Origin of the sequence: Pseudopedobacter beijingensis (assembly GCF_042678145.1) — a bacterium.
GTDB classification, from domain to species: Bacteria; Bacteroidota; Bacteroidia; order Sphingobacteriales; family Sphingobacteriaceae; genus Pseudopedobacter; species Pseudopedobacter beijingensis.
This window is the reverse complement of sequence record NZ_JBHUDG010000004.1, coordinates 64,732-91,651: the sequence shown is the minus strand read 5'-3', so window position 1 is coordinate 91,651 and position 26,920 is coordinate 64,732. Positions and strand designations below refer to the sequence as shown.

21 protein-coding genes are annotated in these 26,920 nt (G+C 34.7%); 8 read left to right on the top strand and 13 right to left on the bottom strand.

The window, feature by feature from the left end; all coding sequences use genetic code 11:
- Nucleotides 1-3: 3 nt before the first annotated feature.
- The 7 genes from ACFSAH_RS05345 to ACFSAH_RS05315 all read left to right on the top strand — a co-directional run bounded on the left by ACFSAH_RS05345 (nt 4) and on the right by ACFSAH_RS05315 (nt 3,800).
- On the top strand, nt 4-417 hold the full coding sequence (locus ACFSAH_RS05345) for a Na+/H+ antiporter subunit B (RefSeq protein ID WP_379661674.1): 414 nt from the start codon (nt 4-6) through the stop codon (nt 415-417).
- Nucleotides 417-776, top strand: a complete 360-nt coding sequence (locus ACFSAH_RS05340) for a Na+/H+ antiporter subunit C (RefSeq protein WP_379661673.1) — start codon at nt 417-419, stop codon at nt 774-776. The genes ACFSAH_RS05345 and ACFSAH_RS05340 overlap by 1 nt, the downstream gene beginning before the upstream one ends.
- A complete protein-coding gene (locus ACFSAH_RS05335; RefSeq protein ID WP_379661672.1) occupies nt 773-2,284 on the top strand; it encodes a proton-conducting transporter transmembrane domain-containing protein in 1,512 nt (503 codons plus the stop codon). Before ACFSAH_RS05340 ends, ACFSAH_RS05335 begins: the two co-directional genes overlap by 4 nt.
- A gap of 4 nt (nt 2,285-2,288) precedes the next feature.
- Nucleotides 2,289-2,771 carry a Na+/H+ antiporter subunit E gene (locus ACFSAH_RS05330; protein ID WP_379661671.1) on the top strand — a complete coding sequence of 161 codons (483 nt, stop codon included), beginning with the start codon at nt 2,289-2,291 and terminating at the stop codon, nt 2,769-2,771.
- Complete coding sequence (locus ACFSAH_RS05325) at nt 2,768-3,037, top strand: monovalent cation/H+ antiporter complex subunit F (protein WP_379661670.1); 270 nt, start codon at nt 2,768-2,770, stop codon at nt 3,035-3,037. The genes ACFSAH_RS05330 and ACFSAH_RS05325 overlap by 4 nt, the downstream gene beginning before the upstream one ends.
- Nucleotides 3,034-3,429, top strand: coding sequence for a monovalent cation/H(+) antiporter subunit G (mnhG, locus tag ACFSAH_RS05320; protein ID WP_379661669.1), 396 nt, complete (start codon nt 3,034-3,036; stop codon nt 3,427-3,429). The genes ACFSAH_RS05325 and mnhG overlap by 4 nt, the downstream gene beginning before the upstream one ends.
- Nucleotides 3,430-3,503: 74 nt before the next feature.
- Nucleotides 3,504-3,800, top strand: coding sequence for an ATP-dependent Clp protease adaptor ClpS (locus ACFSAH_RS05315; protein ID WP_379661668.1), 297 nt, complete (start codon nt 3,504-3,506; stop codon nt 3,798-3,800).
- Between the two features lie 49 nt (nt 3,801-3,849).
- On the opposite strand, the gene ACFSAH_RS05310 is transcribed toward ACFSAH_RS05315, so the two are convergent.
- From ACFSAH_RS05310 to ACFSAH_RS05250, 13 genes are all read right to left on the bottom strand, one after another.
- Nucleotides 3,850-5,274 (bottom strand): sialate O-acetylesterase, encoded by a 1,425-nt coding sequence (locus tag ACFSAH_RS05310; RefSeq protein WP_379661667.1) that lies wholly within the window; start codon nt 5,272-5,274, stop codon nt 3,850-3,852.
- Between the two features lie 49 nt (nt 5,275-5,323).
- Nucleotides 5,324-6,433 (bottom strand): hypothetical protein, encoded by a 1,110-nt coding sequence (locus ACFSAH_RS05305; RefSeq protein WP_379661666.1) that lies wholly within the window; start codon nt 6,431-6,433, stop codon nt 5,324-5,326.
- Between the two features lie 19 nt (nt 6,434-6,452).
- Nucleotides 6,453-8,438: a hypothetical protein gene (locus ACFSAH_RS05300; RefSeq protein ID WP_379661665.1), complete on the bottom strand. Its 1,986-nt coding sequence runs from the start codon at nt 8,436-8,438 to the stop codon at nt 6,453-6,455.
- A 10-nt stretch (nt 8,439-8,448) separates the two neighbouring features.
- Nucleotides 8,449-10,770: a hypothetical protein gene (locus tag ACFSAH_RS05295; protein ID WP_379661664.1), complete on the bottom strand. Its 2,322-nt coding sequence runs from the start codon at nt 10,768-10,770 to the stop codon at nt 8,449-8,451.
- Between the two features lie 10 nt (nt 10,771-10,780).
- The gene (locus ACFSAH_RS05290) at nt 10,781-11,449 is read right to left on the bottom strand and encodes a hypothetical protein (RefSeq protein ID WP_379661663.1); all 669 of its coding nucleotides are present in this window, start codon (nt 11,447-11,449) and stop codon (nt 10,781-10,783) included.
- A gap of 10 nt (nt 11,450-11,459) precedes the next feature.
- On the bottom strand, nt 11,460-13,076 hold the full coding sequence (locus ACFSAH_RS05285; protein ID WP_379661662.1) for a RagB/SusD family nutrient uptake outer membrane protein: 1,617 nt from the start codon (nt 13,074-13,076) through the stop codon (nt 11,460-11,462).
- Between the two features lie 6 nt (nt 13,077-13,082).
- Nucleotides 13,083-16,157 (bottom strand): SusC/RagA family TonB-linked outer membrane protein, encoded by a 3,075-nt coding sequence (locus ACFSAH_RS05280; RefSeq protein WP_379661661.1) that lies wholly within the window; start codon nt 16,155-16,157, stop codon nt 13,083-13,085.
- Between the two features lie 27 nt (nt 16,158-16,184).
- Nucleotides 16,185-17,207, bottom strand: coding sequence for a nucleoside hydrolase (locus tag ACFSAH_RS05275; RefSeq protein ID WP_379661660.1), 1,023 nt, complete (start codon nt 17,205-17,207; stop codon nt 16,185-16,187).
- Nucleotides 17,208-17,235: 28 nt separating this feature from the next.
- Complete coding sequence (locus ACFSAH_RS05270) at nt 17,236-19,236, bottom strand: SUMF1/EgtB/PvdO family nonheme iron enzyme (protein ID WP_379661659.1); 2,001 nt, start codon at nt 19,234-19,236, stop codon at nt 17,236-17,238.
- A gap of 96 nt (nt 19,237-19,332) precedes the next feature.
- On the bottom strand, nt 19,333-21,042 hold the full coding sequence (locus ACFSAH_RS05265) for a T9SS type A sorting domain-containing protein (protein ID WP_379661658.1): 1,710 nt from the start codon (nt 21,040-21,042) through the stop codon (nt 19,333-19,335).
- Between the two features lie 98 nt (nt 21,043-21,140).
- Nucleotides 21,141-22,145, bottom strand: coding sequence for a GRP family sugar transporter (locus ACFSAH_RS05260; protein ID WP_379661657.1), 1,005 nt, complete (start codon nt 22,143-22,145; stop codon nt 21,141-21,143).
- A 47-nt stretch (nt 22,146-22,192) separates the two neighbouring features.
- A complete protein-coding gene (rbsK, locus tag ACFSAH_RS05255; protein WP_379661656.1) occupies nt 22,193-23,113 on the bottom strand; it encodes a ribokinase in 921 nt (306 codons plus the stop codon).
- A 1,625-nt stretch (nt 23,114-24,738) separates the two neighbouring features.
- Entirely contained in the window at nt 24,739-25,764 is a 1,026-nt protein-coding gene (locus ACFSAH_RS05250; RefSeq protein ID WP_379661655.1) for a LacI family DNA-binding transcriptional regulator, read from the bottom strand.
- Between the two features lie 244 nt (nt 25,765-26,008).
- Between ACFSAH_RS05250 and lipA the strand changes: the two genes are divergently transcribed.
- On the top strand, nt 26,009-26,896 hold the full coding sequence (gene lipA, locus ACFSAH_RS05245) for a lipoyl synthase (RefSeq protein ID WP_379661869.1): 888 nt from the start codon (nt 26,009-26,011) through the stop codon (nt 26,894-26,896).
- The last annotated feature ends 24 nt before the right edge of the window (nt 26,897-26,920 follow it).

The window sequence follows — 26,920 nt, the reverse complement described above, 5'->3', positions numbered from 1 at the left end:
AATATGTATAGTAGAATATTAAAAACAGCAACGTATTATTTAATCCCGGTGCTATTACTTTTCTCCGTTTTTATCCTCTTAAGAGGGCACTACAAACCGGGAGGAGGCTTTGTAGGCGGCTTAATAGCTTCCATAGCTTTTGTAATGCATAGCTTTGCCAATAGTGTCGAAAAAACAATCAGGTTATTAAGGCACCATCCTTTTAAACTAATTCCGGTTGGACTTATTGTTTCTTTTGTTAGTGCTGTTGCGCCTTTGTTTTTAGGGCAACCCGTTATGACAGGACTCTGGTATAACGAACCTGTTCCTATAATCGGGATGATTGGTTCTGCCTTATTCTTCGACCTGGGCGTTTATATACTTGTTATTGGTGTTACTTTAACCATTTTGTTTACCATTTCACAATCAACCAAATAATGGAATTAGTAATCATCCTTTTAATCGCTCTGTTATATTCTTCCGGAGTTTATATGCTACTGCGACGTAGCATGGTAAAACTCTTGATTGGCGTTATGTTACTGGGAAATGGCACCAATCTTCTCATTTTTCTGATGGGTAGAATTACCCGTGGAAATCCTCCAGTAATCCCAGACAATCTCAGCGTACTTACAGAACCTTTTGACGACCCTATACCACAGGCTTTAATACTTACCGCTATTGTTATTAGCTTTGGATTACAGGCTTTTTCTATTGTTTTACTGAAGAGAGTTTACGTCCTGGTTAATTCCGATGACCTGGATGATTTGAATACCCCCGAAGAAATTAACGATATATGATTGAGAACATGATAGTAATGCCCTTACTGGGGCAAATGCTGATAGCTATAATTACTTTACTTTTTTGGGGAAAGAGTAAAATATTGAGATATATTAGTTTATTTGGGAGCCTGTTTGTACTTATAAATGCTATCATACTATTCACTAAAGTAGCGCAAAACGGCATTTTGGTAATGCATGCAGCCAATTGGAAACCTCCTTTCGGGATTACTTTTGTTGCAGATACATTCAGTTCACTCATGGTGTTATTGACTAGTATAGTGGGTTTTTGTATATCTATTTATTGCGTACAAGGCATAGGGACTAATAGAGTTAATTTCGGCTTTTACAGCATTTACCATTTCCTGTTAATGGGCTTAACGGGTGCATTTTTAACCGGAGACCTTTTTAACTTGTATGTTTGGTTTGAGGTCATTATTATCTCATCATTTGTATTAATGACACTTGGCGGCAGAAAAGCACAAATAGAAGGCTCTATTAAATATGTAGCTATTAATCTGTTTTCCTCCATCATTTTCCTGACAGGAATTGGTCTATTATACGGCGTTGCCGGCACCTTAAGTATTGCAGATTTAGCAGTTAAAGTTCCTCAATTACCTAATCAAGGGTTGGTTTCTATCATATCCATTTTCTTCATTATTAGCTTTGGTATAAAGTCAGCCATATTTCCCCTGTATTTTTGGTTGCCCTCTTCTTATCACACACCACCATCGGCCATTGCCGCATTATTTGGCGGACTATTAACTAAAGTGGGGATATATGCTATGATGAGGATGTTTTCACTTGTCTTTACAATGGATGGATGGATTAGTCAGGTGGTAATACTTTTATCCGTATTCACCATGTTCGTAGGAGCTCTTGGAGCCATCAACAAAATGAATCTGAGACGATTATTTTCGTACCTGATTGTATGCCACATTGGGTTTATGGTAGGCGGAATAGGCATGTTTACCCTAACGGCACTAACAGGAACCATATTTTATCTAATACACGATATCATCATAAAAACCAACTTATTTTTAATTACCGGTGTTATCAGATTAATGAACGGATCAGTAAACATGAACCACTTGGGCAATATGTACAAAGATTATCCTAAAATATCTTTTGTATTCGCTATAGTATTTTTCTCATTAGTAGGAATTCCGCCTCTATCAGGCTTTTGGCCAAAAATAAATTTACTCACAGCCGCATTTGAGCAACAACAATACATTTATGCCATAGGATTAATTTTTGCCAGCTTTATTACCTTATATGTTATTATCCGTATTTGGGCAAAAGCGTTCTGGAAAGAAAAAACATCAACACTAGACAGGCTGACCAATAATTTTGAAGGAAAAACTTTAGTAGAAAAGACCTACTTAATAGCTCCAATTGTGATATTAATGCTCATTACCTGTTATTTTGGATTCTTTGCTCAAAACATTTATGAAATCAGCAGCAAAATTGCCAATCAGATGATTGACAAAACAGACTATATAAACGCAGTTTTTGGACATATAAACTAATTTTATGACAAGACAGTTTTTAATGAATTTATTGCTCATGTTTATCTGGGTTGCCCTCACCGGAACTTTTAACTATAGCAACTTTTTCTTCGGTTTTTTACTGGGATACTTTATTTTATGGCTTTTAGTAAAAGGAGAAAGCTATGAAAATAAAAAGTACTTTAACCGGGTCCCCAAAGCAATCAGCTTTTTGCTTTATTTTATTTATGAAATGTTAAAAGCAAACCTGCATGTAGCTTACGACGTAATTACACCTAATTATTTTATGAAACCCGGCATTGTCAAATACCCTTTAGAAGTGGATAATGATTGGCAGATCAATCTTTTGTCGTCATGTATATCGCTAACACCCGGAACCTTAATTATGGATGTAAGCCATGATAAAAAAGCCCTTTACATTCATAATATGTACCTTAAAGACAAAGACGAATTTATAAAGAACATTAAACATGGTTTTGAAAGAAGAATTTTAGAATTGACGAGATGAACTTAACCCTATATTTACAATATGTGATACTACCCATCCTTGCGTTCTCATTAATCTTAACTTTTATAAGATTAATCAAAGGTCCGGATATTGTTGATCGCGTAATTGCTTTAGACCTGATCATCACTTCCGGAATAGGCGTTATTGCTATTTATTGTATAACATTTAACAGTGCCCTGTTTCTGGATGTAGGAATGATACTGGCGCTCATCGCTTTTTTGGGCACCATGGCTTTTTCATATTATATAGAAAAAAGATACAAATGACAGAGATACTAGTAATGATATTTAGTACTATCGGTAGTCTGGCTATATTAATAGCAGCTATTGGTATATTCCGTATGCCCGACTTTTACCTCAGACTATCGGTTACAGTAAAAGCCGCTACCTTAGGAACTGGTTTTATATTACTGGCTACCTGTCTGTTTTTTGGAGAAATATCTGTAAACACCAAATCCCTGGCCATTATATTATTTTTAGTACTTACAGCTCCGGTAGCCGCTCACCTTATTGCCCGTGCTGCTTATTTCTCTGGTACAAAACTATGGGACAAGACCTTAATAGATGAAATGAAAGGGATGTATGATAAAGAAACGGGCATTTTACGAAGCGGAGAAGACGACGATGAACAGGAAAAAGGCGCTTCTCCTAATCCATAATTTCACTATACAATGAATTATTTTTGTTTTAATCCTTCATTTTTATTTTTAAAGCTGAATCGTAAATTTGCACCATGATTATGAACATGGCTGAAACCCAAACGAAAGAAGAAGCTTTTACTCTTGAAGAAATTTTAAGTTCTTTAAAAACAGTCCATCGTTTAATTTTATGGAACGATGAGGTAAACACCTTCGACCATGTAATACACTGCTTAATGCATTATCTGGATTATTCTGAACCCCAAGCCGAAAAAATCGCCTGGACAGTCCATAATGATGGTAAATGCGCCGTACTAGAAGGCTCGTTTACAGAAATGGAAGTCTATAGAAAGATTTTAAAACAAGAAGGCCTAACTGTTTCTGTGGAGTAATTAGCAACAGTTAGGCTTTCTTCTAATATAGTTTTATATTATTACTACTCTACCAACTATCCGTTCTAAACGGTAAAGCCGCTATTCCGTAACTATTATATAAATTACCATATTGATAATTTTTAAATGCATATCTTACAGCAACAGGCTTTTTAACTCTATCTGAAAAAACAATAAGCTTATTATTAACCCTATTAACATTCTTCACAGTTGCAGGGTAAAAAACCTTGTCTTCTCCTGCAATCTCAAAGCCCATAAATCGTTCAGTTTTACTATGTAAGCCATAACCTATATTCTCTAATGTTATAATGGCCTTATCTCCCTCTATCGTATGGGATACATAATAAGGTGTTTCTCCATTAAGACCATTTATTTTATATGTTTTATATAATGCCAAATAGGCTAAACGCTTAGCGACAGTTCTTTTATCAGATGGATGTATTGTACTTTCTGAACCAATATCAATTGTTGATACTATTCCTGAATTAGGTATATCTGTCTTTGCTTTATATTGCGCTTCTCTCAATAAAGCAGCTTCTATTTCATTACTACCCCCATAACGAAACGGCGCTATCTGCACATAATAAAAAGGGAAATTAATTTCAAAATCTTTTCTCCAATTTTTTACCATAGCAGGTAATAACTTTTGATAACGGTCTGGATTATTAACATTAGCTTCTCCTTGATAAAATAAAGCACCGCTAATGGCATATCTGCTTATAGGCTTCAACATTGCATTATACAAAACTGTCGGTGTCATATTAGCAACCCTATGTATATTTGGATTCTTTCTATCCAAACTTTCCTTATTTATAATAACAGGGCCAAATTCTCTCAAACTCTCTTCGCTCATCCAAGCCTCTATTGTAGAACCACCCCAATAACAACCTATTACTCCAACAGGCACATTCAATATTTTATTTATAATTTTGGCGAAATTTAACCCCACTACTGATGCTGTCTCGATTACTTTTGGATTTAACAAATTCCATTTTCCTATAATATCACTTTGCACCTCAATGCTAAAGTTTTTTTGAACCAAAAAAAATCGAATAGAAGGATAATCAAAATCCATCATCTCATCTAGCGCGTTATCAATTGGTTGGTTCGTATACCCCCTAGTACTCATTTCCATATTAGACTGTCCACCACAAAGCCACACCTCTCCCAAAAGAATATTTTTAAGGTTAATTTCATTACCATCGCTAATCATCATTTCATATGCAGTCTGACTACCTCCTATAGTTTTCACCTTTATCTCCCAATTACCTACAGCATCTGAAGAAGTACTATATACATTATTATCCCAACCAACTTTTACGGTAACTTTTGAATTAGCCTTCGCTTTACCCCATATATTTATTGTTGCATTTTGTTGTAAAACCATATTATCTCCTACTAATGCAGGAAGTTTAATATCTGCCTTTACGAAAAAAGCAGATATCAATAAAAAAAATAATATCCTATATCTCATTTTATTAAAACTAGCTAAACTCTAACTCCTCTTAATACTTAAATTGTACTTATAAAATACTATCTTCACAGATGCATCTTACTGGCAGTCCCATAGCTCTTGGTATCTTCACATTGTTATGCGGCTTTCCTTCACTAATGCGCATACCAACCGCTTTTTCATTAAAAGTTGCTGCTGACCACAAATAAATATTATAACCTGTATATTGTATTCTACCATTTGTTTGTCTTCTACTTCCTGAAGCAGGATAAGTAGTTTTCTCTCCATCATACATATATACATAGCTATTTAATTTTCCTTCTGGTATAGCGGCCTCTATCTGAGACCATGCTTTAATGCTATGCCCTGGAACTTTAAAACCTACCGGACAAGGATCATAAATTGTTTTAACATTGTCTTGCTTTCTCTTATCATATCCCCATAAATCATCTTGTAACTTAAACTCAGTATTAAACCAAGTGTCTACTCCGCTTCCATCTACTTCAGAAACATAACCTATAAATATTGTTGGATTTTTAATTGAAAAATCTATCGCATTAGAATTAATCTTATCATTTCCAATAGGTTTAAACCTAGTTACTCTTCGGCCCAATTCTACAGGAGCCGTAGCCGTAGTAAAAGAAACATCCTCTCTTCTATCTCCAGATTTATCGCCTACCTCAAGAGCTCCTATAAACGGGTCTTTTCTTCCCCATTGATAATAAAGACCATAAGAATTTACATCTTCTATATTCGTTGTTGTAGCTCCTAAATTACGATCCATCATTTTAACGCTAGCCTCTCCGGCCGAATGTAATTTTTTAGCGGGGTCTTCTGTTAACCAAATATGCCAACTCCAAATAATTTCTCCTTTATTATCCATTGCAGAAATAACAGCATTTCCTTTTTGTTCTGAGGCAGAAAAACTTATATACTTTCCGTCCCAAGTTATATCACCTATTACTGCCTTAGGTGCTTGCCAAAGTCCTTGCACTTGATTAATAGTAGTGACTTTAGGGCCATTGCCTTTAGCCGGAATAAACTTATATTTTCCGCCTTTACTCACTATATAACTATTTGCTGTTCCTTTCTCGCTTAAATCTATAACTTGAGCGAAAACACTTCTAAATGATACTAGTAATAATATAATTACAACACCTAACTTACTTTTTATATTCATTTTAATTATTTTTTAATCATTATTTTGTTTCACAAGCACATCTAATCGATGCGCCATAAGCTGTACCTACTTTAATATTTGTTCTTATAGTTGCTGTACCTCCTACTGGTGTTTCCATACGCAAAGCTCTACCTTGCATAAAACTAGTGAAATACGAAAAACTTGACCAATAAGACCCCAGCATGCCTACATATGACAATTGCCCCGACTCATGCAACCTTTGCCCTGCTGCTGGATAAAATCCTTTTTGAATACCATCAATACTTGTATAAAGCCTACCTGCGGGTTGTTCAGGAATATTTGTAACAACAGGACTATTCTGTAAACTCATATTCCCCCAAACATCGCCATCGTATGAAGGCACTTTAAAACCTACCGGGCAAGGATCATAAATTGTTTTAACATTATCACCTAAAGCAGAATTATAACCCCATAGGTTTTCATAAATCTTCAATTCTTGAAGATTACTGTTGTTTGCCCATCCATCAGAAGCATTTGTATTACTAATAAAAGTTGTTGGATTGGCAATAAAATAGTTTATCTCGGAGCCATAAGTTAATGTTGTATTAGCTACAGATTTAAAATTCCGGTTATACAACGGATTTATAATAAAACTACTCGTTGCACCTGTAAAACCTGTACTTTCCTCTCTTTTACCTTTAGTCCCAAAAACTTTAGAACTCATAAAAGGATCTTTTCTACCCCACTGATAATAAAGACCATAAGCTTTTACATCATCTTGCGCCGCTGAAGTGGCTCCTAAATTACGATCCATCAACAAGTATTTATCATTATTAACATAATGAAGATTCCTCGAAGGATCATCAGTTCCCCAAATATGCCAACTCCAAACTATTTCATTAGCACTGTTAAAGCCAGCTATTAATGCATTGCCCTTAACACCGGAATATCTAAAAGTAACAACGCCACCTTCAAGCTTTACATTCGACACCATATTTTCTTCTGTTGTCCAAATCCAATCCACTTTTTGCAATCCGTTTGGTTTTTCACTAGAGTTTCCTTTTGTTGGAATAAACTTATACTTGCCTTCTTCCATAACAATATAACTATTTGCTGTTCCTTTCTCACTTAAATCCACCATAGGTTCAAAAAGTACCGCATCTCCAGATGTTAACAATTCTAATAGATTAATTTCATATGTATAAGCAGCCCCTTTTTTGTAAGCCTCATTAATGGCAAAATGAAAACTAGCAACAAAGCCCTCTTTTGTTGTTACTTCTATTTTTATGTTTTCCCCACTATAATCATCAGGCTTTATAGCAATCCAACCACTATTAACCCCGGTAATATTAGGCTTATCAACATAAGTAAGTGTTAAATTTTTTCCAATAGGCTCTTTCACAATTTTATCTTCAACCATATCATAAATCAGCCCTCCAACAAAAGCCTTTTCAGAACTAAATGTTATTTTTTCAAGATGCTTATTCATTAAGATTGTATTGGAGAAATCAATATTAAAATTCAATGCCGACAAAGCATAATCCATTTTCATTTCCACATCTTTTTCTTGGCTTTTAACTTCTGTCTTCCCTAATGCATAACCTTTTGACAATAAGTCTGGACTCTCCCCTTTTTGAACCTGATTAACAGGTATATATAATGCCATATTTCTAAGATCATTCCCCATATTTACATTATAAGGAACAACAGAAAATAACTCAAAATTATTTTCACTCGTTTGGCTTTTTAAGTTTCCTTCAAACCTAGAAACATTACCCTCTAATTGCTCTTTTAATTGAAATTTTGAGTTGAAATTTAAATTAGGATGATTAGAAGATTTGTCCCACACTCCTGCTTCATTCACATTTTCCCAGGCTATAAAATTCTCTACTTCAGAACTTCCATATACGGGCAACACCTCCATTTGTATACTAAAATTTGAATCAATTATTTCATAATTTGATTTAGTATCTTTTCGACAAGAATTTAAGGACATAAAAAGGACTGTTCCTCCTAAAAACATTAAAATTAATCTATTTTTCATATCCATGTATTTAGTTACTTTTTATAAATGTTATTTCTGCAACTTGAGTCCCTCTTCCCCCTTCATTGCATTGCCAAATGAGTTTTATTTCTCCATTTTTTATCAATTCCTTTTTAATAGGAAATCTATATACATAATCATTGGGGTTTAAAAAATCATGAATTAAGATGCCATCATTTGCCATAAGTTTAACCATTCCATTAAACTTATTCATCTCTCCTATATAAACAAGCTCTACTATATAGTCTTGATGTGGTTTAAGTTTTTTAAACTTCATCTCCAAAGGCTGATCATAATAAATCCCTATTTGTGTTAACCATTCTTTTGGCACATGGTTATTCTTATAATCTTTTGAAGAAATCACAAACCGATTCAATTTTGCCCCAAACGATCTATGAGCAGACTTTAAATAATAAGGGTCTTCCTTAAAATTAGCATAGGTGTCTATAATTTCTCTACTTTCAAAAGATCCTAAATTATAATACAACTCCCCCCGCTCTTTTCTGTTAGCTATATCTAGAATTTTAGAAATTTTCTCACTGTTTTTGGTTATTGATTCAATTTTTTTTAACTCTTGTGAAATCCAAGGCTCATTATTTAAAGCAACATCTATCTGATCAATTAGAACACATTTTTGCAATTCCATTGTCCATTTCCCTGTTTCTCCTCTATAAACCACATCGAATAATTGCCTCGACCGCTTTTTTAAATCTAAAGAAACGGGCATTAATTTACTTTTCATTAATTCTGCCTTACATGCTTGAATAGCTTGTTCTGGTCCTAATTCCTCAACCTTTCTTAAAAAACTCAATGCTTGCGTTTCTAAATTATCTTCATAGATGAGCTTTGACTTCACATAGCTATCATAATAAGCTCTTAACAAACACATGGCAAAACGTGTATTAGTAAGAAGTTTTTCATCTGCTCTTAATTCCATAGATTTCCATAACCTAAGAGATGTATCTACATTAGAATTTTCTTTTAAGGGGCCATCCAAATTCTTTTCTAAAGAAAGTACCCCTTCTGTAAATTCTTTTACATAGGCACTCCCTATAAACAACCTAGCATAATCCTGTAAAGTTTCTTCAACGGCCATGCTTGAATCCCAATCTTGAGCTACCCAAACAAACTTATTAACATCATCGTTTGTTCCTTCAGAATAACCTATACTCCCCACTACATCATCAGCATACTTATTATGTATATATTTTTGCATTACAGGAGTAGGATTAATACAAATACGCCCCAATGTTATTGCTAAAGCTACATCTAGATTTGGCACAGGATATTGACTACTATATATATGAGTAATATCTGGGAAATGCCTAATCGGTAAATGCTTACTAATTCTTTTTCGCAATTCAGGCAGGGGCGTTCTAGTCCATGGGCCAAATACAAGGCCATCAACCCAATCAACCTTATTCACCCTATCTATAAAACTATCAAAATAACTTATGGGGGCATCATTAAACCTTTGAGGAGCTAACCACACCTTTGCCTTAGGGTGAATCTTTTTAAGCAGCTCAACCTCTTTTTGTGAAAATTCGAAAAATGTTTCTAAGTCTAAATGTCCAGGATCGCCACTTTTTATTGTCCAATGATCTATTTCTGGAAACTTTCTCATCATATGCTCCCGCATCCTCAACTCCTTTGCAATTCCCTCTTCACTTTTAAAGTCCGGTCCGTTATCAAATGTCACAATAGAGATATCTAAACCATATGATTTACATATATTGGCATACTGTGGAGAGATATTTCTAAGAACCTCAATAGTATTTGCTCCAAATAGAGCTAGTTCCCGAACATATTGATCAAACTGATTAAGGGCAAAAGATTCATCCTCATTATTGAATTTTGGATTACGTTGCATTTCATGACCTCGAATCGACTTTACTGGACTACTGGAAATATTGCCATGCCAATTCAGAAACATCTTATTAGCACTAATATCAATTTTTCTTAATAAGTATCCAATCCCATAAAGAACCCCTCTGTCATTATTTCCAGCAATTATTATTTTCTTATTATCTAAAAAAATCATTTTAAACCCATCTTTTGATGTCGGTTTTAATAATCTTAATGACTCTAAATATTGTCCTTCTAATAGAAATTCTGATTCTAAACCTATTTCCAGAACAAAATCATTTTTTACCGTTTTAGTGATAGTTCTATTTGTTCTTTTATTAATTTCTTCATTAAATACCTCCGCAGCTTTATCGATAACTCTAGAGTGATGTTTAATATTTATAAAATAATCGGTTATTTCTATTTTAGAAGCATTAACACCCTGGCTTATGAATAAAAAAACTATAATTATACTTTTAAATTTCATAGTAAAACATTTATTCATTTATAAAGTTTATTCTTCTTAAATATGAATTTGACAAAGCACTAACACTATAATTATTAGTACTATTATTTAAACTTGTCTCATTAAAAACCACTTCCGTTTCATTGGTAACGACCTTATTAATCACTAATGTAAACCATGCTGAGCGTATATGATTTACTCCCGAATAATCTAGTGGTTTTATATATAGCTTCTCTACCCCCTTAATCGCTTTTGGAAATATGATGCTATAATACATTAACGAGTCATTCTTTATAGGTGTTAAAATTTCCCCCTTTTTATTTAATAAGTTAAAATCAATACCAGGTAATGCAAGGGAATCAGGGGTACTAAAATTAAACCTTGTTGCAGTAATAATTCCTTGCTGCTTTAAAAAATAGTGCGAATTCCTAAAATATAACCTTACCTCAACATCAAAATCTTTAATGTTCTCAGAAAAGAATTTAATAGGCATTTCAAGCAATTCTTCTGATTTTTTATTTACATTAATTGTTACATTAGCTAAAGAAGGCTCGCCTACATCAGAGTATCTATAATCAAATCCGACGATATACTTAGTATCATAACCTTTAGGATAATTATCATAACTATATTTTTCTTTACAGCCTAAAAAACCAATTGAGAAAGAAAATATTAGAATTTTCTGAAATATCTTATTCATGTTATTTTTTTTAGTTCCAGTTAGCATTTTGTTTTATAGTAGACCTGCTCTGTGAAATATCATTTGAAGGAATAGGGTATAAATAATCTTTATTAGGATCAAAAAACCGAGCATTAGACTCCTGAACAATTAATAGGTTTTTTGATGTTAACTTTTCTGAAATTGTACCTAAGCTAGCAGAACCCCATTCTCCGGCTATAAATTTAGCACCCAACATCTGCATTGGCAGTAAGTTCTCTGCTGTTTTCCAACGAATTAAATCATCATAGCGATGCCCTTCAACTGCCAATTCTACAGAACGCTCTCTCCGAATTTCCTCTCTCATATTCAAACCATTCTGATTTATAAATTCATTACTAAGGGCTACATTAAACCTCGCTCTAGTTCTCAATAAATTTATTGTCTTATTCAAATCATCATTAGAAATTGCTTGATTAAATTCATATTTAGCTTCTGCGTAAATAAGCAATACCTCTGCATAACGTATAAGTGGAAAATCTAAGGTGCTTGGTTGATCTCCTTTATCTACAACAACATATTTTCGAATACCAAAACCTGTTCTTGATTGCTGATAGGGTATAAATGGGCCAAAAGTATAGTTTCTCTCTAACCTCTTTAATACTGTTTGTGCTAATCTGGGATCCCTATTATTTAAATAGGAATTATACGTGTTTTCTGAATCCGGATCATCCATAAATGGCATGCCATCAGATTTGAGATAAAGATTCAAAAAATTTCTTGTCAATCCATGATTAACGCAAATCCTGTATGGGAAATTATGTGAAAACTGCTTGTTTTCTTCTGTTCCATAGAGTTTAACGAAAATATTTTCCGTATTACCCTTCCCTTCACCCTCATATTCAAATAAAGTTTTATAAGAATTTTGCCCTACATCAAATAACTTATGCTCTTTAGAATCAATTATTAATCCTGCTGTTTCATAAGCAATTCTCAAATTATCAGAAGGATTTCCCTTATTATGAAATTTAAGGTATGTCCCCTCATACAAAGCAATTCTAGCTTTCAAAGCCATAGCTGCCGATTTGCTTATTCTACCATACTCTGTTGCATCAATACTAGAATAACTAGGCAACTTACTTATAGCATAATCTAAATCACTATAAATATTCTGTATTATAGTTTCTCTTGGCAAACGAGCTTGATACAATATAGGGTCATTAATATTAACAGGTGTTTTATCAATCCAAACCATATCCCCATATTTACGAACTAACATATGATAGTTATAAGCTCTAAAAAAACGAGCCTCAGCAACATACCTATCTATATTCCCTAATGCATTTTTGGGTAAATTCTCGATTATTTTATTAGCTAAGAATATTACTTTAAAAGGATTACTCCAATCACTACTCTCTGCCGGAATCTTTCTTGTTCCAGAAGAAATATCATCAGGATAATTATTTAAAAATAAATCATCAGCTCTTGTATCTAAAAAATTTGGACTAAGTAGTGCATATAACTGATTTGCTGCATATTTAAAATCCACTTCTGTTTTCCAGTATTCCTTATCTGTTCTTGAAGTTTCTGGAAATTCATTCATGTCGCAGCTACTAACTAAGGTTATTATTGCTGAGATAAAAAAACATCTAATAATTCTAGCTTTCATTGTTTTTTATTTAAAAGTGATATTTAAACCTAGACTAAGAGTTCGATTAAATGCATACCAGGCATGACTCCCTGTAATTGCTGGTGCTTCAGGATCAAATTGTTTCCAAGACTTAGTTATTTCCCCCAAATTCTCTCCTGCAATAAATGCATTGACTTTTTTAATCCATTTAATATTAGCTGGTATATCGTAACCTAGAGTAACATTTTTAATTCTTAGATATGCTCCATTTTGTATCCATCTATCTGCAGGTTTATAGTTATAGGATCCACCTTGGTAAAATGGTCGTGGAAAAAACGCATTTAAATTACTTTCTGTCCAATAATCTCTATGAAAGTCCATTGCTTGATAAAGAGATCCTTGAGTTGGATTCAATGTCTCTGCATCCAATAAGAATTTTCTTTGACCTACTCCCTGCAAAAACACAGATAAACTAAATTTTTTCCAGCTTGCTCCTAAATTAAATCCATACGTATAACGCGGATCTGTACTCCCGAAATTAACTAAGTCTCCTGGGTTTTCTGGAGTAAAAGCTCCTCCATTAATATTTGGATCATCATCTAAATTCAAATATTTCAAATCCCCTCTGCTTGTCAACGCTCCCCCTGGTTGGTAAAGAGCTTCTTGCGGAGAGATAGTTTCATTAAATAATCCGTCGGTTCTATATCCCCATATGGTATTTAAAGGATAACCCTCTAACAGTGGAACTATTCCTTCGTTTATTACATTTACCCCATCATATCTTATTAGTTTATTTCTACTATCTGCAATATTAAAACCTAACCAATAATTTCCTTTTTTACCTATTTTATCTCTCCATTTCACCTCAAGCTCCCATCCATCAGTTTTTAACTCACCAACATTAAAATAAGGCAAATTAACACCTATTAGCGAAGGAATTCCGAGCATACTTGCTAACATATTCTTATTTTTTTTACTGTAAATATCTCCAGTAAACATCAGTCGATTATTAAATGCATTGATATCAACCCCTATATTCATAGACTCTATTATCTCCCAAGTTTTTTCCTTGGAGGCTAAAGTTTTTAAATAATGAGTTGAAGCTATTGAACCGCCTATAAGCGTCTGTCCAGATTCTAAAATATCTAAGTAATCATATACACCTAAAGATTCGGCATTACCCAGTTGGCCCCAAGACCCTCTAATTTTAAAGGTATTTATACTTCTAAAAGTATTTTCAAAAAAGCTTTCTTTACTTAGCAACCAACCTAATGAAAGAGATGGGAATGTTGCCCCCCTATTACCCGGAGCCAAACGACTACTGATATCATGCCTTAGATTTGCCTCTAAAAGATATTTTTCTTTATACGCATAATTTAGTCTTCCGAAAAACGAATTTATTAAAGACCTTTCTATCAAATCTGTGTTTTTTGCAGTTTCTGAACTTCCAAAATTAAGTGACCCCAAACCATCTGGCATATCTCCTTTACTTGCAAAAAGCCTATCTCTTGTAAATCGCTCCATTTCAGCCCCGCCCATTAATTTAAGTAAGTGATTAGTTTTAGTACTTAAATCATAATTCACTATAAAGTTTAAATTATCTCTTATCTCCTTATTTCTCTGCCTCTCAATGCTACTAGATTGGGTCTGAGAATAACGATATTCGTTTAAACCTCTACTGTACCAGGTTAATCTTTGCAAATGTTTATCAATATTTGCAAATCGATAATTCCTATATCCCGAAACATTAAAATTAAGCCCTTTAACAAAATCTTTTGCTAATAAGGAGAATTGAATAGATTGATTTTCTGTAACATTATTTAATGTCCCTGCATTCAACATCATATCAATTGGATTTGCTCCGTCTTGACCGGCATAAACATTTGGTGTAGGAATAGGATCTTCATCTACCGGAAATAAAACAGGCATTCTTGTTCTTCCGCGGTACAGCAGATTTAATATCCCTTTAGAAGAATAGGAACTTTGCTTTACTGTGGATGTATTAAAATCGCCTTTTGTAGATAGTACAAAATACTTACTTAATGTAGAATTAACATTTAACCTAAAGTTATACCTATCAAATCCATCTGGTCCATAGCGCAAGAATCCCTCATCTCCATAATATCCTAATGAAGCTCTATAATTAAGGTTTTTATCGCCTCCCCTAACAGAAACATTATGTCTATTATTATAGGTTGTTTTGTACAAACCTTCTTTAAGCCAGTTTGTGTTATCATAATAAGTTAATAGAGAAGAGCTTCTAAGAATGGTATTTAAATTAGGATTTTTAAACCATTCCATAGTCTGAAAAGTAGGAATACGATTATTAGCCCGCTCAACTATTTCATTTTCTTCCCAAGAATTAAGCCTACCAGGCATTCTCCCTTGTCTTTTAAAACCGAGAAGACTGTTATACATTACCTCTGCCTTCCCTGCTTTACCGCTTTTCATTGTAACCAATACAACCCCTCCTCCTGCTTTTGAACCATATATAGACGCAGATGCGGCATCTTTAAGTACAGAAATAGATTCTACATCATTAGGATTTAATGTTTCTAAACTACCTTCCATCCCATCTATCAAAACTAAGGGAGCCATACTATTTGCAGATGAATACCCCCTTATTTTTAAATCCAATCCTTCTTCCCCTGGTTGCCCGCTACTTTGAGTTACCACCACACTAGACAATTCTCCTTGTAAAGAAGACAAAACATTTGGCGTGTTTTTTAATACAATATCATCTCCGTTAATCTGACTAACAGCTCCTGTTAAATTTATTTTCTTTTGGGTTCCATACCCCACAACAACAACCTCGTCTAAAGCATAAAAATCTTCTAAAAGCACCACTTCAAAAGTTGTTTTCCCCAAAGTCTCCAAAGTGGTATTTCTAAATCCAATATATTTAAATTCAAGTTTCCCATTTTTATTAATATCTATAGAAAATTTTCCATCTGCTCTAGAAAAAGTACCATTCTTTGTGCCTTGCTCTAAAATTGTAACACCAGCTAATATTTCTCCTTTAGCGTCTTTTACGATACCACTAACAGGTATTTTTTGGCCAAATGCAGATGCAGATATAATTATCAAATAAGCCCATATCCAATAATATTTTGTCTTCATACGTTTATCCTATAAGGTGAGGTTTTGTTATTTTTCTAATACTTTTGGGACTCTGGTTATAATTTCAAGAAACCTATTAGCTACTGCCTTTTTTTGTTCCTCATTAACTTTTAAATAATACCTATTCCCTTTGGCCGATGGCTCATATACTGTTTTAGAATCTTCCTGAACTTCAATATTGCCAGCACTAGAGAGCGAAAAATACTTCCCATTACCATCCCCCTCAACAGCATACAACACAGATGTTAAATCCCATGTCTGCCTATCATAAGGCATTTTGGCAAATGCCTCATAACCTTTAACTAAGGGATGCTTCTTAACATAGGTGAAATCCTTTGAAATAGATGATCCTGGATATTTAATATCTAAGCCAACTTCAAAAGGGCTAGTCACAATTTTTGTGGGCCAATTTTTAAAAACGTTCTGTGCAGATTGCTTATCTAGCCTAACATTATACTCCGAATGCTTTCTTTCTGGACGAAAATCGCCCGCCATCATACATAAATACTTAACTTTTTTGGCTATTAACTCCTTCCCTGTTAAAGGTGAAATGTCATCTGGCTTAGAATCTAAAAGCCTTGATAAGTTTGAAGAAAAACCTACCGCAACAATAACTACAGAATTATTCTTATGCTTTTGTAAAGTCTTTCTCAGTAAATCTACGCTTTCAGGAATCTTATCATAATCTTTAATTGATCTCTTATAACTTTTATCTTGAGACACATTAAAAGCAAAATGGTCTCCTTTTTTACTATCTGGTCCATCAGTAATTTTCCCTATGGGTACATTCGGGAAACCATAAAAATTATTCATTATATCTAAATACTCGGTACTACCGCTTTCTTTTTTATTAGATGTTATCGCTAATAAATCTACTTTTCCATCCTCCACATATTTATACAACATATCCAAAGCAAGACCATCGTCTATATCATTCCCCATGTCGGTATCAAATATAATTTTGACAGCTTTATCTGTTTTTAATCCTTTCATTACACTACTACATCCCATGAACAGTAATGCTGTAAATATCAAAAACACTTTTTTCATAATAACCATAATTAAAATTCGTTGATCTTTATTCTTCTATCCATTTTATATTAAACCGATAATGTATTCTACTTGAAATCAAATGAATCATATTATCAGGCGTTTGTGTTACTGCAAGATATCCTTTAGGTTCTGCTTGAAAGCTACTTGTAAAAAAGTGGCCTGTCCAAGCCCCACCATCCAAATATCTTTCCTTTCCATCTGTTAGTAGTTTTTTCTTCTCCCACGTTTTTCCTTCATCGTAAGATAAAGCGGCATACATTCCATAACCATATTTTTTACCACCATTTATATTGAACTCCATTCCCCATTTTTTATCATCCCAATAATGAGAATTAGAAGTAAAAGACACCAATAACAATGGCCCTTCATTTAACCTCATTAAAACCAATCTTTGTCCTCCCCCAATAAAAGGTAAATCAGTTGCGAAATACCGCCATGTTTGCCCCCAGTCAGAGGATATAGACATGGGCATTTTTTTATCCCCATTTTTATTAGTAAAAGAGTTTGTACGTCCCAAGGCCATTAAATCTCCATTTTTTAATTGAACTACCCCGGCATGTATCCCTGCAATTGCTTTACCACTTCCTCCATCAACAAAATTTGGCTTTTCAATAGGTTTTGGATTTACCCATGTCTTCCCATTATCTCTACTTAGGTGTATTATACTCCCTCCATCCATGTCTGGAGTTGCATCAGATGGTTGAATTAAATAATTTTCCTTTGTCTTAAACATCCCGGCGATTACCTGATTCCCCAAATCATGCTCTGGAGAAACCAATCTACCTTTAGTCCAAGTCGCACCATTATCCCTACTTTCTCTTTGCACTATTGCTAAATTTCTCCACCAACCAGCAGCTTCAACCCCATTCATATGATATATAACACCAGATGCATTATCATAAAATAATGACGAACCGGTCATATTTCTATCAGGAACTTTATAAAACTCTTCTGCTTTAGTCCATTCATTTTTACCCATCGGTAGTCTAGAGGAAAGAATCGTCATTTCTCTACCAAACTCATCATCTGTGGAAAACCAAATAGCCAACAAATCACCATTAGGACACCAAGTTATTGCCGGACAATGGTTATGATTAAAGAATGGAACTTTGGAATCATGGTCGGGAGTATTGACGTAAGGGATAGGCTCTTTAAAATATGCTTTTTCAGAAGGAGTATCCCATTTAACTTTCTTTTGGCTTATGTTCTCTCTTTTACCCCTTACTCTAACCATGGGTTTTGATTTAGGATATTCTCCTTCAACCACCCTAAACCCAGTTAGATAATGTTTATCCTCTGGCAACATTGCCATACGATTACCAGATCTTAAAAACTCATCAGGGGTACTATGGCTCCCTCCTCTAGTAACTTTAAATTCCCCCTCAATATAACCCACAGGATCTATTTTCTCACTATTTGTGTACGGCCCATACCAGTCTAAACACCATTCTTCAACATTCCCATGCACATCGTATAAACCAAAAGAATTCCCTTTATCATTTTTTACCCCAAGGTTTATTGGAATAAAATTGTTATGAATCTCTCTGTTATTAAAATTACTATGAACTTCACTATTATTTTTATTCGATCCTTTAGGAAGTTTCCATCCTGAATAATAAGGAAAGCTTGTTCCTGCCCTCGCGGCATATTCCCACTCTGCTTCTGTTGGTAATCTATATGTTTTACCCTCTCTTTTTGATAGCCATTCACAAAATGCTACAGCATCATACCAAGAAACATACACTACAGCATCATTATCAAGGTGGGAGAATCCATTTTTTCCTCTTAATTGCTTATGTGAGGGATCAAATTCTTCATACATAGCATTTGTTATAACCGTAGAACTCATCTTAAAAGATTTCGTAATAGTTACTTTATGAATTGGCGCTTCGTCAAAATGTTTACGAGGTCCATTTGTACCCATATAAAAACTTCCAGCGGGTATATCTACAAACTTTATTTGAGCATTTCCTTTTAAAAATAGAAAGGACATGCTCAAAAGGACAAAAAATTTAATTATTCTCATTTACTTATTTAGTTTATAACGCTCTCATTATATCAATTACCCTTATTTAGCATTGATAAAACCTATCCAATACTTAGCGCATGCAGAGCAAAGACATTACTTCACAAATCTTGTTACAGTATCTCCTATTTTGGCGATGTAAACACCTTTTTGTAATGATACTGGCAACTCTATTATATTTTGGCCAATCTCTAAGTTTAACCATGAATTCAACAGCAAACGCCCAGAAGCATCGATTATCTGTATATTTTTTTTCCCTAACTTTTCATTTGTAAACATCACTTGCACATAATCTCCCTCTAATGGCGCATACACAGAGAATCTTTCATTTTCAGAAGAAAAGTTAATCGCAATCGGATCTGATAAGTCTGTTTTTTCATCAAAATCGACCTGTTCCAATTGATAATAATTATATCCTACATTGGGCTGCAAATCTATAAACTGATAGCTTTGTTCTTTATTCGCATTGATTCTTCCTATAGGGGTAAATTGAACTCCATCTATACTTCTAAGTACATTAAAATGTGAGTTATTAATTTCAGATAAGGTTGTCCAATTTAATTTCACCCCATTATTATCTTTACCAATCTTTAAACTACCCCATTTAATTGGCAGCGCCGGATCATCGTCTTTTATACACCTGCATGGATTACCTCGAGCCCTTCGTGTTCTTTCAGTTTGGTTTGTGTAATATTCAGCAATAGGACTAACATTCGCATTCCGATATACCCGAAAAGCCTGAGCTCCCCACTTATTATTTTCAGCCAAATCAGATCTTATCGAAGACCATATCCACATATCATTCCCCACGCTTGTTAGTTTTCCTACATCATCTCTATATCCACTAGCTGGATAGTAATAATCTTTGTTTTCATAAGGAAAAACAAAACTTCTTGTATCTTCCATATACCTAATATTAGGATTTTGACTTAGCCTAGGAGTTCCTGTACCCGGATCTGTTACCCAAAACACCTTCTTTCCTGAATGACCTACTTTAAAACCTAGAGGACATGGATCATAGATAGATTTACTTGTAGCAATATTATAATCAATCCCGGCAAAACCCCATAGGTTATCAATTTGTTCACTATTTAACCAATCTCCTAATGAGGATGAATTCACTTGCCCTACATAACTTATAAATTTGGTCGGATTAGCAATAGCATAATCAACACTTTTACCGACCGGTATTGAAACATCATTATTTGCTATAGCAGAGAAAGTTCTATCAACATATAGCGGATTAACTATATAATATTCTGTAGCAGTAGAAAATGCTGTAGTTTCATTGCCTGGTGATGCTTTAGATCCTAAATCTTTTGCTCCAAGAAAAGGATCCTTTCTTCCCCATTGATAATAAAGACCATAAGACTTTACATCTTCCTCTACATTTGCAATTGCCCCAAGATTTCTATCCATTATATAAAAGCTCTGAACCTTATGCAGATTCAATCGTGGATCATCTGTCAGCCAAATATGCCAACTCCAAACAATATTTCCCCCAGCATCAAAACCAGCTATAACTACATTCCCTCTTTCATTTGATGCATTAAATGAAACCATACCAGAATTAACATCATAACTCACATTAGAAATCAAATCAGCTTTACTCATCCATAACCAAGCAGCAGACCCCATATTTGAAAGAGTTGCAGTTGAATTGCCTTTTGTTGCTTTAAAGCTATAAAAACCCAGCTCAGTAACAATGTAACTGTTAGCCGTACCCTCTTGGCTCAAATTAACCTGTGACATCACTTTTAATGAAATCATATTCATTAAAAGAATAAAAACGTAGATTTCCCTCATTTTCTTAATTTTTATTGTAAAACCAATCCAGACTAAGAGAAAGCAATAAAAAAACAAATGGCTTTATATTCTTCTTCCTAGTATATTTATTACATTCATCACTCCCCAGCCACAATAATCAGCCATAACCCCACAACAAACAGCACAAACATGGCTGCCAGTTTACCATTTACATTTACCGGAGAATTCTTAAACTCTTTCCATATAAAAACACCCCAAAGTGCCGCTATCAATGTAGCTCCCTGTCCTAAACCATAGGATATTGCCGGACCTGCTTTACCTGCAGCAATTAGATTTAGCGAATTCCCCAGTCCCCATATCATTCCTCCCAAAATACCTGTTAGGTGAGTAGAAAACTTTCCTGAGAAATAGGTCGAATAACTTGTAGGTTCACCTTCAATTGGCTTTTTAATAAGGATAGTATTGAATAGCAAATTGCTTAAGAAAATACCTACTGAGAATATAAATACAGCAGTATAAGGGGTCATTTTACCCACCTCAGGAGAAACAAAATTCTCCATATCCATGGAAGCTGCAATAAACCGATAGAAAAAAGCCATTAAAATACCGGCTATTACCGAAATAGCAACTCCCTTACCAGAAGCCTTCCCTTTTTCTCCACCACTTTTCAGTTTATAGGCCCAGGCGTTAATAATTATAGCGATAACAATTAGCCCAACTCCGGCAAAAAGTAAAGTAGAATTACCTACCGGGGTATTGATATAATTGATAATAACGCCAAGAACCAGTGCAATACCAACACCTACAGGAAAAGCCACTGACATACCCGCAATAGCAATAGCCGCAGAAAGCAGGATATTCGCTGCATTAAAAACCACACCGCCTATTAATGCACTCCAAATATTTGAGGCGTCTGCCTGTGCCAGATCCTGTGTAAAACTCCGTCCCTCTGTCCCTATACTCCCTAAAGTAAAAGCCGAGATCACAGAAAACAAAAGAATTCCTATCACATAATCCCAGTAAAAAAGCTCAAAGCGCCAGGTCTTATTGGCCAGTTTTTGTGTATTGGCCCATGAGCCCCAACACAGCATGGTAATAACGCAGAACAGTACTGCAACATAATAATCGTGTACAATAAACATAATTATAATTGGTTTTTAGTTTTTAACCTTTTCGTTTAATTAAAATCTTATTTAGAAACCTCTTCCATTATTTCCCCTCTATATGGTGCAGAAGCCTGTGCGCCCAACCTGGTTACGGCTATTGCTGACGCCTTATTGGCAAACTCTGCAGCTTCAATAATGCTCTTCCCTTCATTTAATGCCACAACCAGAGCTCCGTTAAACACATCACCCGCTGCGGTTGTATCTACAGCCACTACTTTTTGCGCCTCAATAAAAACATATTCCAGACCATCAAAAACCAGTGCTCCTTTAGCTCCCATAGTAACAATAACATGTTCTACACCCTTTTTATAAATAATTTCTGCAGCCTTTTTTGCCGAGTCCAGATCCTGAACATTCACTCCTGAAATCATGGATGCCTCTTTTTCATTAGGAGTAAGCATATACAGCCCACTAAATACCTCATCAGGCAATTCACAGGCAGGTGCCGGATTCAGTATTACTTTTCCACCTTTAGATTTCGCCGCTGCTGCAATATACCTAACAGTCTCTACCGGAATTTCCAACTGTAACAACACAAAACCTTCTGGAGAAAAAATAGACTCTACACTACTTATATCTTTTGGAAAAAGATGCGCATTCGCCCCTGAAGCTACCACAATAGTATTTTCGGCATTGGCATCAACTGTAATTAAAGCTACCCCTGAATGATTTTCTTCATCAACCAATACATAAGAAACATCAATACCCTCTTTTTCAAACAATTCGGCAGACTGACTCCCAAAAACATCTTTCCCTATCTTACATACAAAAACAACTTCACCTCCCATTCTTGCTGCTGCTACTGCCTGATTTGCACCTTTCCCTCCTGGATTCATCATAAATTCGCCCCCCAAAACGGTCTCTCCCTTTTCCGGAAAATGACTGGTGCGAACAACCATATCCGTATTTGAACTTCCTATTACTACAATCTTAGACCTCGACATATTTCTCATAAATAACTTGAATTACTACTCTAAAGCGATAACGTTTGTGCAAAAATTATTAAGTTTATAATATCACAAATATATAGGGTCACATTTCAAATGTAATGACTTATATTAGCATCATTATCCTAAAAATTGTCATAAATCAATTTATAGAATAAGGCAAATCAGATTAAACAGCACTATACAATCATTAAATATTATTATCGATTGTGCAAATTAACTTATCTAAATTCAATATAAACTCACGGCCAGAATACCGAAATTAACCTATCCCCAGGCTTTTGTTCTACTCAACTTTCCGAAACAAGTTTGGAACAAACTGTTTTTTGTACTCATTTATATTTTACAACTTTAGAGCCTATTTAAATTGCATTAAATAATTATTATAATGGTTGAGATTGCTTTGTTCCTCGCAAAAACAGGAGCGTCACTGCGAGGAACGAAGCAGTCTCTTTTACCACTGTATTTTATTTATTTCATTTTTAAACAGGCTTTTAATATTGAACTGGTTTATATGTTGAAAGCTATCGAAACAAACCCGGAGAGGCTATGAACCTAAAAATCATCTGATATACTCCTACCCACACCAACATTGATTTACTATTATAAAAACCTTTCACATTAAACTGTTATATAGATTTATAACATCCTAAAAACGAATAACAATTAACGAAAGACAACAAACGAACAATAACTTATCAGACTGAGCCATCTAAAAAGCTCAACAAATATTTAAAAAACGCATTATTACCAGAAAGCATGACAACGTAATCCCTATCTTGACATCACCAGATTGCTTCTATTTCTCGTAAAGAGAATAACATCTGACTTGTTAGAGACCCTCTTAGGGTTTGGCTATAAGCACATAAAGGTGTTCTTTACACTTTATTAACCTTTTCATCTGGCACTAACCAAATCCAGAACCTATAAAAAGTATACAAAAGGTATAGTAATAGTATGGTAAGAGTATAGCAAGGGTATAGTAAGTATATTGTAAGTATATAGTAAATAGGGACTAGAGTGGGACTTATATGGGACTTGAGTGGGACTTATAAATTGGAAAATGCGATACTTTAACCTTTTATATGGTTATTTTAGAGTATACCTAATATAAACAAAATATGGTGGCATAACAAGAGCTTTCTTTGCCTTATTTGGAGAAAAGGGTAATAGAGCAGGCATAGACTTGAAGTAATATTTTGATATTAATATCCTATTTCCCCCTTCTAAACTCTTAGCAGGATATTAAGAGCCTGTTTAAATTTCATTTCAATTATTATTTCTGTGATTACATCATCGTAGCTTTTTCGATAAATCGAAACAGGATTCGCTATGAGATTGAACACAACGCCATCGCAAGTTACAGCGAATCAATCTCTTATAAACAAAGTGAGATTGCCATGTCGTTCCTTTCCGATAAATCGGAACAGGCTCTCGCGATGACAAAAATAGGAGCGTCACTGCGAGGAACGAAGCAGTCTCTTTTGTATATTTTTTGTTTATTCCATTTTTAAACAGGATATTAATAAGTCTTGTTTTCCCTTCATTTACATAGGTATGATGAACAGGCTCCAAAAGAAACATAAAAATCATCGGTTAAACTCTAAACAGAGTATAATCTTCTATAAAATATCTTTCACGGATTTTCTGTGAATAATTGAGGGACTGATGAGAATTTCCTGTTTATCTGATAAGCTCCCGTCTTTGCCCTGATAATCTACTTTATCTAATAAAAGTCTGATGGCTATTTGCGAAATCTCGGATATAGGTTGTGAGATACTGGTTACCGGACAGGCCAGATAATCCAGATAAATAGAGTTATCAAAAGAGGCTACGGAAATATCATCAGGCACCTGGTAACCGTCTTCTTTCAAAGCTTTTAGCACTCCCAGCAAAATAGTATCACTTAATGCAAATATTGCTGTGGGTTTTTCACGTTGCTGTAACAAAAGCTTGGTTTCCAGATACCCATCTTCCATGGTAAAGCTATTTCCACCTACATACTCATATCCAAAGCCGTTTTTAGAAATAGCGGCTTTATAGCCATTAACACGCTCCTGATTAGACATCACATGTCGCCCTCCCTGTATACAGGCTATATGTTTGTGTCCACGGGAAATCAGGTATTCTACCATTTTAAAGGCTCCGTCAAAATGGTCTGTAGACACATAAGAAACAGGGAGTTCTTTAAAATACCTATCCACAAAAACAACAGGTAAATTTCTTTTAATCAACTGGTTAATATGATCTGTTTTTCTACCAGAGGGTATAATAATAATGCCTTCTATATTTCTGGACACCAAATGCTTTACGGCGTCTATTTCGGTTTGCTCGTTCTCGTTACTATCTGCTACTAATAAAGAATATCCTTTTTCGTGTAAAGTTTTGTTCACAATACTTACCACCGTGGAAAAGAAAGGGTTGGCTAAACTGGGCACTATCAATCCAATAGAAAAACTCTTTTTTAATCTTAAATTTATGGCAGATTGATTGGGGATATAACCCAGCTTTTCGGCTTCCTTTAATACTCTCTCGGCAGTTTTCGCACTTATCCTATACTTTTCTGCAACCCCATTCATAACACGAGAAACCGTGGTTAACGAAACCTGCGTATTCTCTGAAATAGTTTTTATGGTGATGTTTTTCATATCATATTATAGGCTACAGGATAAATTACTTTTACCCGATATTTTATTCCGTTTTAAAAGCTGGGCAAATTAACAAAATTACTTGATTGAAAATGACATCTTAAATCAGTTTCTATCAAAACCTTAAGATTTAACCATGAAGACAACCGGGTTTTCTTTGTTTTCCGTTACGCTATTGTCTGTACCTACTAAATTTACAACTGTTCAACACAATTATTCAATAAAGTATGTGTATTTTTGCTGCATGATAGAACTACCCGTAATTCCGGCAAATCAAACGAACAGGAAACCAGATTGGTTGAGAGTGAAGCTTCCTGTTGGAAAAGAATATGCTCATGTAAGAGGTCTGGTAGACGAGCATAAGTTGCACACCATCTGCGAAAGCGGAAACTGCCCTAATATGGGTGAGTGTTGGGGTGCTGGTACTGCTACTTTCATGATTCTGGGAAATATATGTACACGTTCCTGCTCTTTTTGTGCTGTTGCTACCGGCCGACCATTGGCAGTAGACACAGACGAGCCTAACAGGGTTGCCAATTCTATCAAATTAATGAATGTGAAACATGCGGTGATTACCTCTGTAGATCGTGATGACTTGAAAGATGGAGGGTCTATCATTTGGGCAGAAACTATTCAAGCTATCAGAAGAGAAAGTCCCGGAACGACTATGGAAACTTTGATTCCTGATTTTAAAGGTATTTGGGATAATTTATACCGTGTATGCGAAGAAAGACCTGAAGTTGTTTCGCATAATATAGAAACTGTTAAAAGACTAACCCGTGAGGTTCGTATACAGGCTAAATACGACAGAAGTTTGGAATGTCTTAAACGTATCTCGGATTTTGGGTTGAGAACTAAATCTGGAATTATGCTTGGTTTAGGGGAAACGGAAGCTGATGTTTACGAAACTATGATTGATTTACGTGATGCTGGTGTACATGTGTTAACGTTAGGACAGTATTTGCAACCGACCAAAAACCATCATCCGGTAATTGACTGGATTCATCCGGATCAATTTGCTAAATATAAAGAGTACGGAAGTAAGTTGGGCTTTAAATATGTAGAAAGCGGTCCTTTGGTTCGTTCTTCTTATCATGCAGAAAAGCATTTGTTTGATCAAGTAGCTGGTTAATTATCAGTCTTTAGTAGTTATATT

What these genes read in the sequence shown, in the direction of transcription:
- ACFSAH_RS05345 (WP_379661674.1), top strand. Translation starts at nt 4, where the DNA reads ATGTATAGTAGAATATTAAAAACAGCAACGTATTATTTAATCCCGGTG.
- ACFSAH_RS05340 (WP_379661673.1), top strand. Translation starts at nt 417, where the DNA reads ATGGAATTAGTAATCATCCTTTTAATCGCTCTGTTATATTCTTCCGGA.
- ACFSAH_RS05335 (WP_379661672.1), top strand. Translation starts at nt 773, where the DNA reads ATGATTGAGAACATGATAGTAATGCCCTTACTGGGGCAAATGCTGATA.
- ACFSAH_RS05330 (WP_379661671.1), top strand. Translation starts at nt 2,289, where the DNA reads ATGACAAGACAGTTTTTAATGAATTTATTGCTCATGTTTATCTGGGTT.
- ACFSAH_RS05325 (WP_379661670.1), top strand. Translation starts at nt 2,768, where the DNA reads ATGAACTTAACCCTATATTTACAATATGTGATACTACCCATCCTTGCG.
- mnhG (WP_379661669.1), top strand. Translation starts at nt 3,034, where the DNA reads ATGACAGAGATACTAGTAATGATATTTAGTACTATCGGTAGTCTGGCT.
- ACFSAH_RS05315 (WP_379661668.1), top strand. Translation starts at nt 3,504, where the DNA reads ATGATTATGAACATGGCTGAAACCCAAACGAAAGAAGAAGCTTTTACT.
- ACFSAH_RS05310 (WP_379661667.1), bottom strand. Translation starts at nt 5,274, where the DNA reads ATGAGATATAGGATATTATTTTTTTTATTGATATCTGCTTTTTTCGTA.
- ACFSAH_RS05305 (WP_379661666.1), bottom strand. Translation starts at nt 6,433, where the DNA reads ATGAATATAAAAAGTAAGTTAGGTGTTGTAATTATATTATTACTAGTA.
- ACFSAH_RS05300 (WP_379661665.1), bottom strand. Translation starts at nt 8,438, where the DNA reads ATGAAAAATAGATTAATTTTAATGTTTTTAGGAGGAACAGTCCTTTTT.
- ACFSAH_RS05295 (WP_379661664.1), bottom strand. Translation starts at nt 10,770, where the DNA reads ATGAAATTTAAAAGTATAATTATAGTTTTTTTATTCATAAGCCAGGGT.
- ACFSAH_RS05290 (WP_379661663.1), bottom strand. Translation starts at nt 11,449, where the DNA reads ATGAATAAGATATTTCAGAAAATTCTAATATTTTCTTTCTCAATTGGT.
- ACFSAH_RS05285 (WP_379661662.1), bottom strand. Translation starts at nt 13,076, where the DNA reads ATGAAAGCTAGAATTATTAGATGTTTTTTTATCTCAGCAATAATAACC.
- ACFSAH_RS05280 (WP_379661661.1), bottom strand. Translation starts at nt 16,157, where the DNA reads ATGAAGACAAAATATTATTGGATATGGGCTTATTTGATAATTATATCT.
- ACFSAH_RS05275 (WP_379661660.1), bottom strand. Translation starts at nt 17,207, where the DNA reads ATGAAAAAAGTGTTTTTGATATTTACAGCATTACTGTTCATGGGATGT.
- ACFSAH_RS05270 (WP_379661659.1), bottom strand. Translation starts at nt 19,236, where the DNA reads ATGAGAATAATTAAATTTTTTGTCCTTTTGAGCATGTCCTTTCTATTT.
- ACFSAH_RS05265 (WP_379661658.1), bottom strand. Translation starts at nt 21,042, where the DNA reads ATGAGGGAAATCTACGTTTTTATTCTTTTAATGAATATGATTTCATTA.
- ACFSAH_RS05260 (WP_379661657.1), bottom strand. Translation starts at nt 22,145, where the DNA reads ATGTTTATTGTACACGATTATTATGTTGCAGTACTGTTCTGCGTTATT.
- rbsK (WP_379661656.1), bottom strand. Translation starts at nt 23,113, where the DNA reads ATGTCGAGGTCTAAGATTGTAGTAATAGGAAGTTCAAATACGGATATG.
- ACFSAH_RS05250 (WP_379661655.1), bottom strand. Translation starts at nt 25,764, where the DNA reads ATGAAAAACATCACCATAAAAACTATTTCAGAGAATACGCAGGTTTCG.
- lipA (WP_379661869.1), top strand. Translation starts at nt 26,009, where the DNA reads ATGATAGAACTACCCGTAATTCCGGCAAATCAAACGAACAGGAAACCA.